Genomic DNA, 14,734 nt, shown 5'->3' with positions numbered 1-14,734 from the left:
TACCCGCCGACCAGTGTTATCGAAAAGCGTCAGTGACTGGCTGCCTGCCAGGCGCTCCAGCGTTGCGCGATCCGCTCGCCGTTGAGGCTCCAGTATTTGAAATCCAGCGTGATCTGCCCGGTTTTGTGGGCGCCGGGCTGTTTCTCCGCCAGTTTGGGATCCACCAGTGCCGAGGCGCCGAGGTTGACCGGCGCATAACCGGTCAGCGAGGAAAAGTCGGCCTGGGGTTTCGGGCTGGTGGCATGGGCGATGAAGGTGCGCGCTGCCGCAACATTGCGCGAGCCACGGGGTATCACCAGAAAGTCGCCGGCCACCAGGTTCTGCTGCCAGCTCATGCCCACCGGTGCTCCCTGATCGTGCAGCGCATTGACCCGGCCGTTCCAGAACATGCCCAGGCTGGCGGTGCCGGAGGCGAGCAACTGCTGTGATTCGTCACCGCTGCCCCACCAGGCGATAGCGCCCTTGATGCTGTCGAGCTTCCTGAAGGCGCGATCCAGATCCAGCGGATACAACTGCGAGGGATTCACCCCATCGGCGAGCAGGGCGATCTCCAGCACACCTGGGCTCGGCCACTTGTAGAGCGCGCGTTTGCCCGGAAAAGTGCCGGTGTCGAACAGCGCCGCCCAATTCTGCGGCGCCTCGCGCAGGGCCTGAGTGTTGTAGCCGAGGATGAAGGAAAAGTAGAACGAGCCGGCGCCGTAGATGGTGACGAAGCGCGGGTCGATGGTGCGCTTGGCGATTTGCTTGAAATCCAGAGGCTCGAGCAGCCCTTCCCGGCCAGCACGCAGGGCGAAATCCGCCTCCACATCGACCACGTCCCAGGTGACCTGGCCACTCTCCACCATGGCCTTGAAGGCGGCATAGTCAGTGGGCCCGGCCTGCTCGACACGAATGCCGGTCTGCTGGGTGAAGGGTTCGCTCCAGGCGCGGGTCTGTGCTGCCTGGGTGGTGCCACCCCAACTGACGAAGGTGATGCTCTGCTCGGCGTGAGCCGCCAGGGTGAACAGGCAGAACAGACTGGCCATTACGCTACGCATTGAATTGCCTCCCGGAAGTGTTCGATAGCGCCACGAAGCGCGCTGTCTTCTGCTGAGCAGAGAAGCACGCGCTACAACGGCAGACGGTATGCCGTAATATCGTCTAGCAAGATGCGCTCCAGCGCGCCGGCCTCGTGCTAGAGCGTCGCGTCAAGCTCGCGAGGGGGAGAATCAAGGCGACTGGGAAGTGCAGTACCACTATTTGCGGGAGGGAGCGTTACGCTTCGCTCTGATCATCTTGGCAGAGCGCTAGCCAAAGCTTTCTGCAGGCCGGTGTAAGGCGATAGCGGACGTTCGATTTGGTGGGCTTCAGCCCGCCAATTGGCGCCCCACAACGAACGGCCGCTTGCGCCTTGTATCGGTAAAGACGTGAACGTGCAGTCGCTATCAGCACAGCTCCGGGTGTTTGTTGCAGGTGCCGTAGCCCTCGCTCTTCATCTCATCCAGCGCCTTTTGCAGTCTTGCGACCACTTCGTCCGGGGTGTCGAGGTTGAGGGCCAGGTAAAGATCGGAGCGGTCGAAGGTCAGCACGTTGCGCAAGCCGGTGACGTCCGCCTGGCGTGCCTGGTGGCGCCATACCGGATCGGTGGTGCCCCACAGGTCGATGCGACCCTGGGTCAGTTTGGCGATGTTTTCCGGGTCACGCAGGGTGTTGATCGGTTCTAGACCGGCCTTCTCCAGGGTCTGGCTGGCGGCGCTGTCTTTGTAGCTGCCGATGCGGTACTGGCGGGCCTGCTCGAGGCTCGTCAGGTTGGGGATGTTTGAGCCCGGCGCGGCGAGCAGCACGCGCTCGACCTTGGCAACCGGCCCGACCCACTTGAACAGCGGGCGGCGCGCCTCGTTCATCGAGGTGGAGAACAGGCCGTGGTTGGCGTTGGCGAGAGTGGCGTCGTAGACGCGACTCCAGGGGAAACGCAGGGTCAGGGTGTAGTCGATACCGGCACGCTTGAACATCTCGCGCACGATGGTGGTGCTGACCCCCTGGATATTGGCGTCACGGGCGAAATTCTTTTCGTTATCGGCCATGTTGAATGGCGGAAAGTTTTCCGTTTGTAACACCACCTTGTAGCCAGGCGGCAGTTCGGCCTGAGCGGGCAGGGCGAAGACGCTGGAAACGGACAGCAAACAGACGAACCATGCGGCTTTGACGGTCATGAGGGGGCTTCTCTTTGTTGGGCTGCTGCCGTTGTATCGCGCTGGCGCGCAAACGGCAATCAGTCCTGAAAGAGCGAAGCCCAGGGGGATGACGCTGTATCGCACGTCGGGCCACTACAGGGGCCTGGTGCTGTGCGAGAAGATTTGCCAATAAAGCATCAACAGGCATTGGCGCCGAAACAGAAAAGGGATGGTCGTGGCCATCCCTTGGCACCGTGCAAGCAGGCTTATTCCTTGTTGCTGCTGTTGTAGATCTCGCGATCCAGTTCGTTCTCGCTGCTGCCGACCAGGGTGGTGGTCATCAGGTCGCCGGCCACGTTTACCGTGGTGCGCGCCATGTCGAGGATGCGGTCGATGCCGGCAATCAACGCCACGCCTTCGAGGGGCAGGCCCACCGAGGTCAGCACCAGGCCGAGCATGATCAGGCCGGCACCGGGCACGCCGGCGGTGCCGATCGAGGCCAGGGTCGCGGTAAGGATGATCATCAGGTACTGACCGGCATTCAGATCGATGCCGAAGGCCTGAGCGATGAACAGCGCCAGCACGCCCTGATAAATGGCGGTGCCATCCATATTGATGGTCGCGCCCACGGGCAACACGAAGCCGGCCACCCCTTCCGACACGCCGAGGTTCTTGCGCGCGCACTCGATCGACACCGGTAGGGTGCCCGAGCTGCTCGAGGTGCTGAAGGCCACCGCCAGTGCCGGGGCGATGCCCTGCAGGAAGCGCAGCGGGCTGAGCCGGGCGAGCAAGCCGAGCAGGCCGCCATACACCAACAGCATGTGTGCCAGGCTGGCCAGGTAGATGACGCCGATCACCCCGCCCAGCGGCAGCAGCACTTCGATGCCGTGGGACGCCACGACGCCAGCGATCAAGGCGAACACGCCGATCGGCGCGAAGCGCATCACCAGGTCGGTGAGCTTGTAGAACACCTCGGCCAGGCTGTTGAACAGCTTGACCACGGGCGCGGCTTTTTCACCCACCAGGTTCATGCTCACGCCCAGGGCGATGGCAAAGACGATGATCTGCAAAATGTTGCCTTCGGCGAACGCGGTCACCGGATTGGCCGGTACCAGGCCGACGAGGATTTCCACCAGGGAGGGCGCCTGTTTGGCCTCGGTGGCGGCGCTGGCGACCATGTTCATGCCGGCGCCCGGAGTGAACAGTGCACCGAACAGCAGGCCGATACTCACCGCGAATGCGGTGGTCACCAGATAGATGGCGATTGTCTTGACGCTGATCCGGCCCAGCTTGGCGGTGTCCTGCATGCAGGTAATACCGGCCACCAGGGAGACGAACACCAGCGGCACGATGAGCATCTTGATCGCATTGAGGAACAGTGCGCCCAAGGGGGCGAGGAGCTTGGCGCCGTCCTTGAACAGCAGGCCGACCAATACGCCGAGCACGAGGCCGATGAGAATCTGCTGCCAGAGGGGCATGCCCCTTAGGAAGCGGCGTATAGGGGTAGGGCTCTGACTCATGGATATCACCTAAATTGTCGTTGTTGTGATGACCATCGTGACGGTCTTTACGGGTGTTGCCCGGCAGGCGAGGGCACAAATGAAGGCGCCGCCCTCAATGGAGGCGGCGCGAATAACTGGTTGATAGGGCGCAGTGGATCAGCCCTGCAGGGGCACCAGGCGCGGTGCGATCATATTCTCGGGGCGCAGGATGTCGGCCAGCGTAGCCTCGTCAAGCAGCCCTTCCTCACGCACCAGTTCCAGTACACCGCGACCACTGTCCAGCGCGACCTTGGCGATGCGCGTGGCGTTTTCGTAGCCGATATAGGGGTTGAGTGCGGTGATCAGGCCGATGGAGTTTTCCACCTGGGCACGGCAGTGGGCTTCGTTGGCGGTGATGCCGTTGATGCAATGCTCGCGCAGCATGTCCATGGCGCGCTGCAGCAGGCGGATCGAGTCGAAGATCTTGTAAGCGATCAGCGGCTCCATCACGTTCAGCTGCAACTGACCGCCTTCGGCTGCCATGGTCAGCGCCAGGTCGTTGCCGATGATTTCGAAGGCCACCTGATTGACCGCTTCCGGGATCACCGGGTTGACCTTGCCGGGCATGATCGAACTGCCTGGCTGACGTGCCGGCAGGTTGATCTCGTTGATGCCGGTGCGCGGGCCGCTGGAGAGCAGACGCAGGTCGTTGCAGATCTTCGACAGCTTGACCGCGGTACGCTTGAGCATGCCGGAGAACAGCACGAAGGCGCCCATGTCGGAGGTCGCTTCAATCAAGTCGGCAGCCGGCACCAGCGGCTGACCACTGATCAGCGCCAGGCGCTGCACGGCCAGATGCTGGTAACCAGGGTCGGCGTTGATGCCGGTGCCGATGGCGGTGCCGCCCAGGTTCACTTCAGTGAGCAGTTCCGGCGCCAGGCTGCGCAGGCGCGCCAGGTCTTCACCGAGGGTGGTGGCGAAGGCGCGGAATTCCTGACCGAGGGTCATCGGTACAGCGTCCTGCAGTTGGGTGCGGCCCATTTTCAGCACGTGGCTGAACTCGACGCCTTTGGCCGCGAAGGACTGGATCAGGCTGTCCAGGCTGGCCAGCAGGGTGTCGTGGCCGAGCAGCAGGCCCAGGCGGATGGCGGTGGGGTAGGCGTCGTTGGTCGACTGCGCCATGTTCACGTCGTTGTTGGGGTGCAGGTGCTTGTATTCACCTTTGGCATGGCCCATGGCTTCCAGGGCGATGTTGGCGATCACCTCGTTGGCATTCATGTTGGTCGAGGTGCCGGCGCCGCCCTGAATCATATCGACCACGAACTGGTCGTGGAAATCGCCGCGGATAATGCGTGCGCAGGCTTCGCTGATCGCCGCATGCTTGGCAGCAGGCAGATGGCCCAGCTCACGGTTGGCGTCGGCAGCGGCTTGCTTGACCATGGCCAGGGCCACGACCAGTTTCGGGTAGTGAGCCAACGGCACGCCGGACAGGCGGAAGTTGTTCAGCGCACGCAGGGTCTGGATGCCGTAGTAAGCCTCTTGAGGGACTTCGAGGGTACCGAGCAGGTCTTTTTCGACGCGGAACAATGCAGCAGCTGACATGATGCCTCGACTCTCATAAAGACGCGGGATATACCGCGATGACCTTTAGAGTAAGGGCTCAGACCATTTCGCGGCCAATGCTGTTACTTGCTGCCCTATGCATAATCGGCATAATGTCGATGTGACTGCTGGATATCACCTGGCGTTATCCAGCCGCTTGTCGCAGGGTGGAAGGGCGCGCATAGCGGGTGCCCTTTTCATCCGTCGGGCAAAGAACTGAATACACGAGTGGGTGATCCATGAACCTGGAAACCAAATGGCTGGAAGACTTCGTCACCCTGGCCTCCACGCGCAGCTTTTCCCAGGCGGCAAAGAAGCGTTTCGTCACCCAGCCGGCATTCAGCCGGCGTATCCGCAGCCTTGAGGCGGCGCTTGGCCTGACTTTGGTCAACCGCTCGCGTACGCCGGTGGAATTGACCGAATCCGGCCAGTTGTTTCTGCTTACCGCCCGTAGCCTGGTCGATCAACTTGGCGAGGTGGTTCGCCATCTGCATCATCTAGAAGGGCAGCAGGGTGAGGCGTTGCAAATTGCCGCGGCCCACTCCCTGGTCTTCAGCTTCTTTCCCGAGTGGATTGCCCGCTTGCGCCGTGACGGCCTGCCACTGACCACTCGGCTGGTGGCCACCAACGTAGGCGAAGCCGTGCACTCGTTGCGTGAAGGCACCTGCGACCTGATTCTTGCCTACTACGATCAGGACGCCGCCGTGCAGCTGATACCGGATCTGTTTCCGTCGCTGTACCTGGGGCGTAGCGAGATGCTTCCGGTATGTGCGGTCGACGAGCACGGTGCGCCGCTGTATGACCTGGATTCCGGACAGAGCGTGCCGCTGCTGGCCTACAGCGCCGGTACCTTTCTCGGCCGTTCGGTGAACCTGCTGCTACGCCAGCGCGCGCTGCGTTCCACCACCGTGCACGAAACCGCCATGGCCGATAGCCTCAAGGCAATGGCCCTGCAGGGCCTGGGTGTGGCCTGGGTGCCGCGGTTGTCGATGCATGCTGAGCTGGCGCGCGGCGAGTTGGTGGTCTGCGGTAAGGAGCACTGGGTCATCCCGCTGGAGATCCGTCTGTACCGCTGGAGCATGTCGCGCAAGGCTGGCGTACGCCTGCTGTGGCGCAAGCTCGAGGGTGGCGTGGGGCGTGGCGAGGGTTAGAGCGAAGCGATACCCATCACGATGATGGTTATGCAACGGTTTATTCACGTTCTCCTAGGTCTATGTCTAGCTCCATCCCGCTCGCCCGGTTTTCTGGTAACAGCCCAGCTCTCACGTAGCGATGAAACGATGACCACGGCCAGTCGGCCACCCGCTCCACATAGCCATGTTTACGTGGGTTGTTGTGGATGTAATCGGCGTGGTCTGCGAAATCACTCTCGTCGCGAATACGGTGCTCCCAATAGCGGCGTTGCCAGATGCCTCTTTCTCCGCGTCTAGCGCGGCTCGGAGAAATATTTTCATTGCGAGGGATTGCCCGTGAAAAGTGAGTCTTGATCAGGCGCCAGCGCAGCGCGTAATCAGCATCGTTGGCCGGTAGTGTGCAGAGCGCGTGAAGATGGTCGGTTAAGATAACGATGGCATCGATAAACCATGGGTGACGGCCCATGGTGTAACGAAAGGCGGCGCGCAACGAGTCGATATGCTCTACCAGCAGATCGCTACTGCGATCAACCCGATTCAGGGTAAAGAACCACGTGGCGCCAGGCGTATGGTCGCGGCGGTATTCGGTCATCGTCAGCTTCCTTGCTGATGCGTTTAATGATGGGTATCGCTACGCGCCCTGTCCCCACCTAAGGGCCACGGGCTGTGTTTAGCCCAGCCCGTACTTCTTCACCTTGTCGAACAGCGTGGTCTTGGCCATGCCCAAAGCCTGGGCGGCTTGGCTGAGGTTGCCGGCGTGCTGTTCGAGGGCGTCGACCAGCAGGTTGCGTTCGAAGGCTTCCACGGCCTCGGCGAAGCTTGGTGCGATAGCGTCGTTGCTGCCGCTTTTCTTGAAGGCTGGCAGGCCAAGGGCGAAGCGTTCGGCGACGTTGCGCAGTTCCCGTACGTTGCCAGGCCAGTCATGAGCCATCAGCGCTGCCAGGGTATGGCGATCCAGCTCGGGGGCGGCGCGGTCGAAGCGCAGGGCGGAGAGCTGCAGGAAGTGCTCGAACAGCAGGGCGATATCTTCGCGCCGTTCGCGCAGCGGAGGCAGCTCCAGGCTAACCACGTTGAGGCGGTAATACAGGTCGCTGCGGAAGTGGCCACTCTTGCCGGCTTCGTCGAGATCGGCCTTGGTCGCGGCGATCACCCGGCAGTCGATAGCGACCGACTGGTTGGATCCCAGACGTTCCAGGCTGTGTTCCTGCAGTACGCGTAGCAGCTTGATCTGCAGGCTCAGCGGCATGCTCTCGATCTCGTCGAGAAACAGGCTACCGCCGTTGGCGTGTTCGATTTTGCCGATGCGCCGTTTGCTGGCACCGGTGAAGGCGTGGGCTTCGTGGCCGAAGATTTCGCTCTCGAACAGGTTTTCCGGCAGGCCGCCGCAGTTCAGTGCCACGAAGGCTTTGTTCTGTCGACGGCTGAAGTCGTGCAGGCAGCGCGCGACCAGTTCCTTGCCGGTGCCGGTTTCGCCTTCGATCAGCACGTTGGCCGAAGTGTCGGCGACGTTGGCGATCAGCTCGCGCAACTGCTGCATGGCTGGCGAGCGACCGATCAGCCGATGCTCCAGTGCCTGCTTGCCAGCCAGTTGGCGGCGCAGTGACGACACCTCGCGGGCCAGGCTGCGTTGTTCCAGGGCGCGGCGGGTGACATCGACCAGGCGTTCGGGGGAGAAGGGTTTTTCCATGAAGTCGTAGGCGCCGTCGCGCATCGCGCCAACGGCCATGCCGATATCACCGTGGCCGGTGATCAGTACCACCGGCAGCGCCGGGTCGCGGCGCTTGAGTTCGTCCAGCAGTTTCAGGCCATCCATACCCGGCAGGCGGATGTCACTGATGACGATTCCTGCGAAGTCCGCATTGATGCGTTGCAGAGCCTGTTCGGCGCTACCGACGCCTTCGCTGGCGATATCTTCCAGGGCCAGGGCCTGCTGGCAGCCGAGCAGCACGTGAGGATCGTCTTCGACGATCAGCACGGTGAGGTCGTCATTCATCGGGTGTCTCCATGACAGCGGCAACCTGAGGCAGGTTGAGTTCGAAAGCGGTACCGCCCTGAGGCGGATGATCGGCGCTTAAGCTACCGCCTGCGGCTGCCGCGAGGCTGGCCGATAGCGTCAGGCCGAGACCCAGGCCCTGCTCGCCGGGCTTGGTAGTGAAGAAGGGTTCGAACAGGTGCGTGCGATCGGCGGGGGCGATGCCGGGGCCGTTGTCGAGCACGCGCAGGCGATAGCGGTCGCCATCTGCACTGCCCTGCAACCACAGTTGGCGATCCGTTTGGGTGCTCATGGCATCGGCGGCGTTGGCGATCAGGTTGACCAGGATCTGCTCCAGGCGGGTCTGGTTGATCGCCAGGCGCGCGTCGTCGAACTGGTGGTGAATGTTCAGCGGAGTGCGTTCCAGGCGCGGCTGCACCACCTGTAACGCCGCGTCCACGGCTTTGCTCAGGCTGGCTTCGCCGCCATCGTTGGAGCGGCGCGCGAAGGCGCGCAGGCTGCCGGTGATCTTGCCCATGCGGTCGACCAGTTCGTTGATGGTCTGCAGGTTGGTGGTGGCCACGTCGTACGAGCCTCGGGAGAGAAAGCGCACGGTATTGCCGGACAGGGTGCGCAGCGCGGCCAGCGGTTGGTTGAGCTCATGGGCAATGCTGGTGGACATCTGCCCGATCACCGCCAGCTTGCCGGCTTGCACCAGTTCATCCTGGGCAAGGCGCAGGGTCTCTTCGGCCTGCCGTCGTTCGCGAATTTGCGCCTTGAGGCGGTCATTGCTGGCGCGCAGATCGGCGGTGCGTTCGGTGATCTTGCGTTCCAGTTCGCTGTTGGCCAATTGCAGCGCTTCCCGGGCTGCGAGGCGGGTGGCGATCACCTTGCGCCGCTCGTTCCAGGCGATCAGCAGGAAGGCCAGCAACGCGAAGGCAGCGGCTGCCAGCATGCCGTGGCTGACCGCTTCGCGGCGCAGATCCTGCAGTGGGCTGAGCAGCGTCAGGTGCCAGGGTGTGTCCTCTAGTTGGCGGCTTTGCGACAGGTAGTTGATCGCCTCGCTGACCTCCTGCTCGCCGGTGGCGGCGAAGCTGACCTGCTCGACATCGGTGGCTACGGGTGTGCGTGTCAGCGGGATAAGCTCGTCGAGTGACGACCAGTGATACTGCAGGCTGCGCGCCAGACGCTCCTTGATCTCGGCGTTCAGTGGGCGCACCGCCTTGAGGCGGCGGGCCGGGTCGCTGGAAAGAATGATGATGCCGTTCTCGTCGCTGACGTAGGCCTCCAGGCGTGCCCGTTGCCAGCGCTGCTCCAGCGGGTCGAGGCGTACCTTGACCACGGCTACGCCGATGATCCGGCCGTTGGCCTTGAGGGCGTGGGACAGGTAGTAACCAGGCTCGCCGGTGGTGCTGCCGATCCCGTAGAAGCGGCCTTGCTCGCCCTGTAACGCGTCCTGGAAGTAGGCACGGAAGGACAAATCCTCACCCAGGTAGCTGTCGTGCTGGCGCCAGTTGCTGGTGGCGAGCACGCGGCCGTCGGTGTCCATCACGTAGATGGCCATGCTGCCGCTACGCCGGTTGAGGCCTTCGAGGTAGTCGTTGACGCGCTGGCGGCGGTAGGCGTCGGGCGTCAGCAGCAGGCGGCTGACGTTGGACTCCAGCTCCAGCAGGCTGGGTAGGTAGGTGTACTTGTTGATCTCGCTTTCCACCGCACGGGCGTTGAGCTCGAGTTGGCGTTCACCGCTTTCGATCAGGTTACGGATGCCGGCCTTTTCGCTGAGGTAATAACCGGCGTAGCCGCACGCGGCGACCAGTATCAGCATCAGCAGGGTTAGCAGCAGGTGTCGGACGTAGCGCGGTTTGGTGGACAAGGCGGGCGGTACCACACGAAGCCTGGCGGAGGCGCATTGCATCACAGTCCTCCTGAGCTGGCCAGTTGCGGGGCGTTTGGCGGTTTAGGAGCGGTGGGGCGCCTAAATGTGTCGGCGCTGCGGCTTCCCGCAGCGCCGACAGGGTGGATCAGTGCTGCAGGATCTTGGCGAGGAACTGCTGAGCACGTTCGGAGCGCGCGCTGACGTCGCCGAAGAACTCTTCCTTGGGGCAGTCTTCGACGATCTGGCCGGCGTCCATGAAAATCACCCGGTCAGCGACCTTGCGAGCGAAGCCCATCTCGTGGGTCACGCACATCATGGTCATGCCTTCGTGGGCCAGTTGTACCATCACGTCGAGCACTTCGTTGACCATTTCCGGGTCGAGGGCCGAGGTCGGTTCGTCGAACAGCATCACCACCGGATCCATCGCCAGGGCACGGGCAATCGCCACGCGCTGTTGCTGACCACCGGACAACTGCCCCGGGTGCTTGTGCGCGTGTTCCTTGAGGCCAACGCGATCGAGCAGCGCCATGCCTTTTTGCTTGGCTTCTTCCTTGCTGCGACCCAGCACCTTGATTTGCGCGATGGTCAGGTTTTCGGTGATGGTCAGGTGTGGAAACAGCTCGAAGTGCTGGAACACCATGCCGACCCGCGAGCGCAGCTTGGGCAGGTTGGTCTTTTTATCGGCGATAGAGGTGCCGTCGACCGTGATGTCGCCCTTCTGGAACGGCTCCAGAGCATTGACGCACTTGATCAGGGTCGACTTGCCCGAGCCGGATGGCCCGCAGACCACCACCACTTCGCCCTTTTTGACGTCCGTGGTGCAGTCGGTCAGCACCTGGAAGTCCCCATACCACTTGTTGACGTTCTTGATGGAAATCATACGGCTAACCTTTTTTGCAGGAACTTGACCAGCTGCGAAGCCGCGAAGCTGATGGTGAAGTAAACCAGACCGGCGAAGATCAGGAACTCGTGGGGCTGACCCAGAATGTCACCGCGCGAACGGGCGGCATTGAGGAAGTCCATCAGGCCGACGGTGTAAACCAGCGAGGTGTCCTGGAACAGGATGATGCTCTGCTGCAGCAGCAGCGGGGTCATCTTGCGGAATGCCTGGGGCAGGATGATCAGGCGCATGGTCTGGCCGTAAGTCATGCCCAGTGCCTGGGCGGCGCCCATCTGACCCTTGGGGATGGCCTGGATGCCGGCGCGGACGATTTCGCAGAAATACGCCGCCTCGAACATGATGAAGGCCACCAGGCAGGAGGCGAAGGCGCCTATTGGGGTGTCTTCGCCGGTGATCCAGCGCAGGATGAACGGCACTGCGAAGTAGAACCAGGTGATCACCAGCAGCAGCGGGATCGAGCGGAAGTAGTTGACATAGGTGGCCGCGATCTTGGACAGCAGCACGTTGCTCGACAGGCGCATCAGCGCCAGCAGGGTGCCGAGAATCACGCCACCGATAACGCCCATGACCATCAGTTGCAGGGTCATGGCCATGCCTTCCCAGAGGCCTGGCAGAGCGGGGATGATCTGACTGAAGTCCATCATTTACCTCCCACGGAAATCAGGCCAGGCACTGCAACTTTGCGCTCGACCATGCGCATGATCATCATCAGGCTCATGTTCAGGGTGAAATAGATCAGCGTCGCCAGGGTGAAGGCTTCGAACAGGTTGGCGCTGAACTCGGCGGTCTGTTTGGTCTGGGCGAGCAGTTCCATGAGGCCGATCAGCGAGGCCACCGAAGAGTTCTTGAAGATGTTCAGGAATTCGCTGGTTAACGGCGGAATGATGATTCGATAGGCCTGGGGCAGCAGCACGTTGCTGTAGATCTGCGGCAGACGAAAGCCCATGGCATAGGCGGCGGCGGTCTGGCCCGCGGGCAACGCTTCAATGCCGGTACGCACCTGCTCGCAGACACGGGCAGCGGTGAACAGGCCGAGGCACACCACAACCGACAGATAGGCCGAGGTGGCAGGATTGAGATCCTGCTTGAACCACAGCTCCAGAGGTTCAGGCAGCAGATCCGGTACCAGGAAGTACCAGAGGAACAGCTGCACCAGCAGCGGCACGTTACGGAAGACTTCCACGTAGGCGGTGGCGATTCCGGAGATCAGGCGGTTCGGCACGGTACGCATCACGCCGAGCAGCGAGCCAAGTGACAGGGCGATTAGCCAGCCGACCAGCGCAATGGCGATGGTCCAGCCCAGGCCGGTGATGAACCAGTCCAGGTAGATTTCGCTGCCAATGCCGGTGGACTTGAAGAAAATGCCCCAGTCCCAGTTGTAGTTCATGCGGGTTTCCCCTCGCAGGTTTGCGAACGTGTTTACGATCTACGGCGTCAAAAAGAGTCTTTAGCTGGAGATCGTAAATACGTTCTACGGTGGCGAAGCCGGTTCGCAGGCAACAGTCACCCGTATCCGCGTGAGCGGATGAGCGTCGGCTTCGTCAGGAGTTAGGTTGGGGAAGCCGCAGGCCTCCCCTGTGCCCGCCACGCCCCTTCTCGTGAAAGGGGCGTGGCATCACACCGTCAGATCTGCTCAGCAGACTTGTCGGTTGGTTCGGCGATCAGCTTCTTCAGCTCTTCGCTCATGGGGAAATTGAGGTTCAGGCCTTTTGGCGGTACTGGCTGCTGGAACCACTTGTTGTAGATGTCGTTGATTTCGCCCGATGCGAAGGTCGCGCTGATGGCCTTGTCGACCACCTTCTTGAAGCCTTCGTCGCCCTTGCGAACCATGCAGCCATAGATTTCGAAGGACTGCGGGGTGCCGACCACGTGCCAGTCATCCGGCTTCTTGGCCTTGGCCATTTCGCCAGCGAGCAGGGCGTCATCCATCATGAAGGCCACGGCGCGGTTGGACTCGAGCATCAGGAAAGACTCGCCGTGATCCTTGGCGGAAATCACGTTCATGCCCATCTTCTTCTCGGCGTTCATGGATTTGAGCAGGCGCTCGGAAGTGGTACCAGCGGTGGTCACCACGTTCTTGCCTTTGAGGTCTTCGAAATCGTTCACGCCACTGCTCTTCTTGGCCAGCAGACGGGTGCCCACTTCGAAGATGCCGACGGAGAAATCGACCTGACGCTGACGCTCGACGTTGTTGGTGGTGGAGCCACACTCCAGATCCACAGTGCCGTTCTGCACCAGCGGGATACGGGTTTGGGAGGTCACCAGGTTGTAGCGCACCTTCAGATCCGGCAGCTCCAGCTCCTTCTTGAGCTCTTCAACGACTTTGAGCTGCAGATCATGGGAGTAGCCAACTGGCTGCTTGGAGGTGTCGCCGAAATACGAGAAGGGGATGGACGAGTCGCGGTGGCCCAGGGTGATGGTGCCCGAATCCTTGATTTTCTTCAGGGTGCCGGTCAGTTCTGCGGCGAAAACCGGGCTGGACATCAGGGTGGCGGCAACGGCTACAGCCAGTACGCGGGGGACAATACGCATGGGTCGATTTCCTCGGTGTTGTTGTTATTGAGGCTGTACAGCGGGGTACGTGCCTCTGTGTGGAAGAGCTATCGCATTCCTGGTCAGATAGGGAGCAGGATGTATGCCAGGCCGATCCTCACCCTTGCGCAGTTAATAAGCGTTTGATTTATATGTTTTTTTATATTTATAGCAAGCTATCTAACGATGCTTGAAGTTCGGTTGTTCGGTTTTTCGACGGCTTTGCGTTCGGGATTCCGAATGCGAATGGAGGGCGGCCGCGCTGGCCGCCCGGTTTGCCAACTCAGAGATTGCGCAGGAACGCCTTGATGAAGTCGCCCTGATTGGCCGCTTCGCGCTCGGTGGTGAAAAGGATGCGGTCGCCCTGTTCGCGAATCTTCATTTCTGAGGCGAAACTGCACTGCACGGTGTTGAATTTGGCCGCCTGCTCCTTGAAGGCTGGCGAGCTGCTGCACAGGTTGTTCATCTGGTTGACCACCTCGCCGCAGTAGCTGGAGATGCTCAGCTCCTTCAACAATTTCTCGTCGATGCCGTTCATGTCCACCTCGGTTTTCACCGGGCTGCCGCAACTGGCGGAGGCGCGTGCATCCATCTCTCCAAGTTGCTCAACGTGATACTGCTGGCGTTTCTCGCGGTCGAAGCGGGCGAGCTTTTCCTGGACGCCATCCTTCTTCTGTTTCTCATAGAGTGCCAGCAGTTCGGTGGGCTTGACGGCTTTGCTGGCCTTTTCATCGAAACCTACATAAAGCGGTTCGCGGTTGTTGGGCAGGTACAACTGGTACGACTCACCACCCCAGCCCTGACGTTGGCCAAGCAGCACATAGTCACGGCCATCCAGGGTCGTGGAGTAATCGTTTTCCTGTTGACCGCGTTGCTTCACGTCGGTCAGTAACACCACTTCATCCATGGGGTGGTTGATGCCGCGCACTTGCACCAGCGCCTGGCGCTCGTCGCTGCTGGGGGCGATGACGACGCTAATGCCTTGGTCGGCGCTAAATACCTTGGGGTATTTGGCCAGCTCCAGGGCATTGGCATTGAAGGTCAGGAAGGTGGTGGCGATAAGCAGCGACAGCCGTGTCATGGC

13 protein-coding genes are annotated in these 14,734 nt (G+C 61.5%); 1 reads left to right on the top strand and 12 read right to left on the bottom strand.

Annotation, left to right across the window (positions count from 1 at the left end; genetic code table 11):
- Positions 1-29: 29 nt before the first annotated feature.
- From ACZ3GY_RS19220 to aspA, 4 genes are all read right to left on the bottom strand, one after another.
- Positions 30-1,037 (bottom strand): ABC transporter substrate-binding protein, encoded by a 1,008-nt coding sequence (locus ACZ3GY_RS19220; RefSeq protein WP_465911609.1) that lies wholly within the window; start codon positions 1,035-1,037, stop codon positions 30-32.
- A 387-nt stretch (positions 1,038-1,424) separates the two neighbouring features.
- The gene (locus tag ACZ3GY_RS19215) at positions 1,425-2,192 is read right to left on the bottom strand and encodes a substrate-binding periplasmic protein (RefSeq protein WP_463562897.1); all 768 of its coding nucleotides are present in this window, start codon (positions 2,190-2,192) and stop codon (positions 1,425-1,427) included.
- A gap of 227 nt (positions 2,193-2,419) precedes the next feature.
- On the bottom strand, positions 2,420-3,673 hold the full coding sequence (locus ACZ3GY_RS19210) for a dicarboxylate/amino acid:cation symporter (RefSeq protein WP_465911608.1): 1,254 nt from the start codon (positions 3,671-3,673) through the stop codon (positions 2,420-2,422).
- 138 nt (positions 3,674-3,811) lie between these two features.
- Complete coding sequence (gene aspA / locus ACZ3GY_RS19205; RefSeq protein ID WP_465911607.1) at positions 3,812-5,236, bottom strand: aspartate ammonia-lyase; 1,425 nt, start codon at positions 5,234-5,236, stop codon at positions 3,812-3,814.
- A 239-nt stretch (positions 5,237-5,475) separates the two neighbouring features.
- Here aspA and ACZ3GY_RS19200 point away from each other — a divergent pair, with 239 nt between their 5' ends.
- Positions 5,476-6,387 (top strand): LysR substrate-binding domain-containing protein, encoded by a 912-nt coding sequence (locus tag ACZ3GY_RS19200; RefSeq protein ID WP_465911606.1) that lies wholly within the window; start codon positions 5,476-5,478, stop codon positions 6,385-6,387.
- Between the two features lie 40 nt (positions 6,388-6,427).
- Here ACZ3GY_RS19200 and ACZ3GY_RS19195 read toward each other — a convergent pair whose 3' ends face one another.
- The 8 genes from ACZ3GY_RS19195 to ACZ3GY_RS19160 all read right to left on the bottom strand — a co-directional run bounded on the left by ACZ3GY_RS19195 (position 6,428) and on the right by ACZ3GY_RS19160 (position 14,731).
- Positions 6,428-6,961, bottom strand: a complete 534-nt coding sequence (locus tag ACZ3GY_RS19195; RefSeq protein ID WP_465911605.1) for an REP-associated tyrosine transposase — start codon at positions 6,959-6,961, stop codon at positions 6,428-6,430.
- 78 nt (positions 6,962-7,039) lie between these two features.
- The gene (aauR, locus tag ACZ3GY_RS19190; RefSeq protein WP_465911604.1) at positions 7,040-8,362 is read right to left on the bottom strand and encodes a two-component response regulator AauR; all 1,323 of its coding nucleotides are present in this window, start codon (positions 8,360-8,362) and stop codon (positions 7,040-7,042) included.
- Positions 8,355-10,256 carry a sensor histidine kinase gene (locus ACZ3GY_RS19185; RefSeq protein ID WP_463562891.1) on the bottom strand — a complete coding sequence of 634 codons (1,902 nt, stop codon included), beginning with the start codon at positions 10,254-10,256 and terminating at the stop codon, positions 8,355-8,357. Before ACZ3GY_RS19185 ends, aauR begins: the two co-directional genes overlap by 8 nt.
- 106 nt (positions 10,257-10,362) lie before the next feature.
- Complete coding sequence (locus ACZ3GY_RS19180) at positions 10,363-11,097, bottom strand: amino acid ABC transporter ATP-binding protein (protein WP_463562890.1); 735 nt, start codon at positions 11,095-11,097, stop codon at positions 10,363-10,365.
- A complete protein-coding gene (locus ACZ3GY_RS19175) occupies positions 11,094-11,762 on the bottom strand; it encodes an amino acid ABC transporter permease (RefSeq protein WP_463562889.1) in 669 nt (222 codons plus the stop codon). The genes ACZ3GY_RS19180 and ACZ3GY_RS19175 overlap by 4 nt, the downstream gene beginning before the upstream one ends.
- Positions 11,759-12,505: an amino acid ABC transporter permease gene (locus tag ACZ3GY_RS19170; protein ID WP_465911603.1), complete on the bottom strand. Its 747-nt coding sequence runs from the start codon at positions 12,503-12,505 to the stop codon at positions 11,759-11,761. The genes ACZ3GY_RS19175 and ACZ3GY_RS19170 overlap by 4 nt, the downstream gene beginning before the upstream one ends.
- Before the next feature lie 236 nt (positions 12,506-12,741).
- Positions 12,742-13,650: a glutamate/aspartate ABC transporter substrate-binding protein gene (locus ACZ3GY_RS19165; protein WP_463562888.1), complete on the bottom strand. Its 909-nt coding sequence runs from the start codon at positions 13,648-13,650 to the stop codon at positions 12,742-12,744.
- Between the two features lie 283 nt (positions 13,651-13,933).
- On the bottom strand, positions 13,934-14,731 hold the full coding sequence (locus ACZ3GY_RS19160; protein ID WP_465911602.1) for a hypothetical protein: 798 nt from the start codon (positions 14,729-14,731) through the stop codon (positions 13,934-13,936).
- Between the last annotated feature and the right edge of the window lie 3 nt (positions 14,732-14,734).

The sequence above is a fragment of the Pseudomonas sp. PME37.24/006 genome (assembly GCF_055556635.1).
The sequence above is the reverse complement of the archived record's forward strand: the minus strand, read 5'-3'. Positions and strand labels throughout refer to the sequence as shown.

What these genes read in the sequence shown, in the direction of transcription:
- ACZ3GY_RS19210 (WP_465911608.1), bottom strand. Translation starts at nt 3,673, where the DNA reads ATGAGTCAGAGCCCTACCCCTATACGCCGCTTCCTAAGGGGCATGCCC.
- ACZ3GY_RS19175 (WP_463562889.1), bottom strand. Translation starts at nt 11,762, where the DNA reads ATGATGGACTTCAGTCAGATCATCCCCGCTCTGCCAGGCCTCTGGGAA.
- ACZ3GY_RS19160 (WP_465911602.1), bottom strand. Translation starts at nt 14,731, where the DNA reads ATGACACGGCTGTCGCTGCTTATCGCCACCACCTTCCTGACCTTCAAT.
- aauR (WP_465911604.1), bottom strand. Translation starts at nt 8,362, where the DNA reads ATGAATGACGACCTCACCGTGCTGATCGTCGAAGACGATCCTCACGTG.
- ACZ3GY_RS19215 (WP_463562897.1), bottom strand. Translation starts at nt 2,192, where the DNA reads ATGACCGTCAAAGCCGCATGGTTCGTCTGTTTGCTGTCCGTTTCCAGC.
- aspA (WP_465911607.1), bottom strand. Translation starts at nt 5,236, where the DNA reads ATGTCAGCTGCTGCATTGTTCCGCGTCGAAAAAGACCTGCTCGGTACC.
- ACZ3GY_RS19185 (WP_463562891.1), bottom strand. Translation starts at nt 10,256, where the DNA reads ATGCAATGCGCCTCCGCCAGGCTTCGTGTGGTACCGCCCGCCTTGTCC.
- ACZ3GY_RS19170 (WP_465911603.1), bottom strand. Translation starts at nt 12,505, where the DNA reads ATGAACTACAACTGGGACTGGGGCATTTTCTTCAAGTCCACCGGCATT.
- ACZ3GY_RS19165 (WP_463562888.1), bottom strand. Translation starts at nt 13,650, where the DNA reads ATGCGTATTGTCCCCCGCGTACTGGCTGTAGCCGTTGCCGCCACCCTG.
- ACZ3GY_RS19195 (WP_465911605.1), bottom strand. Translation starts at nt 6,961, where the DNA reads ATGACCGAATACCGCCGCGACCATACGCCTGGCGCCACGTGGTTCTTT.
- ACZ3GY_RS19220 (WP_465911609.1), bottom strand. Translation starts at nt 1,037, where the DNA reads ATGCGTAGCGTAATGGCCAGTCTGTTCTGCCTGTTCACCCTGGCGGCT.
- ACZ3GY_RS19180 (WP_463562890.1), bottom strand. Translation starts at nt 11,097, where the DNA reads ATGATTTCCATCAAGAACGTCAACAAGTGGTATGGGGACTTCCAGGTG.
- ACZ3GY_RS19200 (WP_465911606.1), top strand. Translation starts at nt 5,476, where the DNA reads ATGAACCTGGAAACCAAATGGCTGGAAGACTTCGTCACCCTGGCCTCC.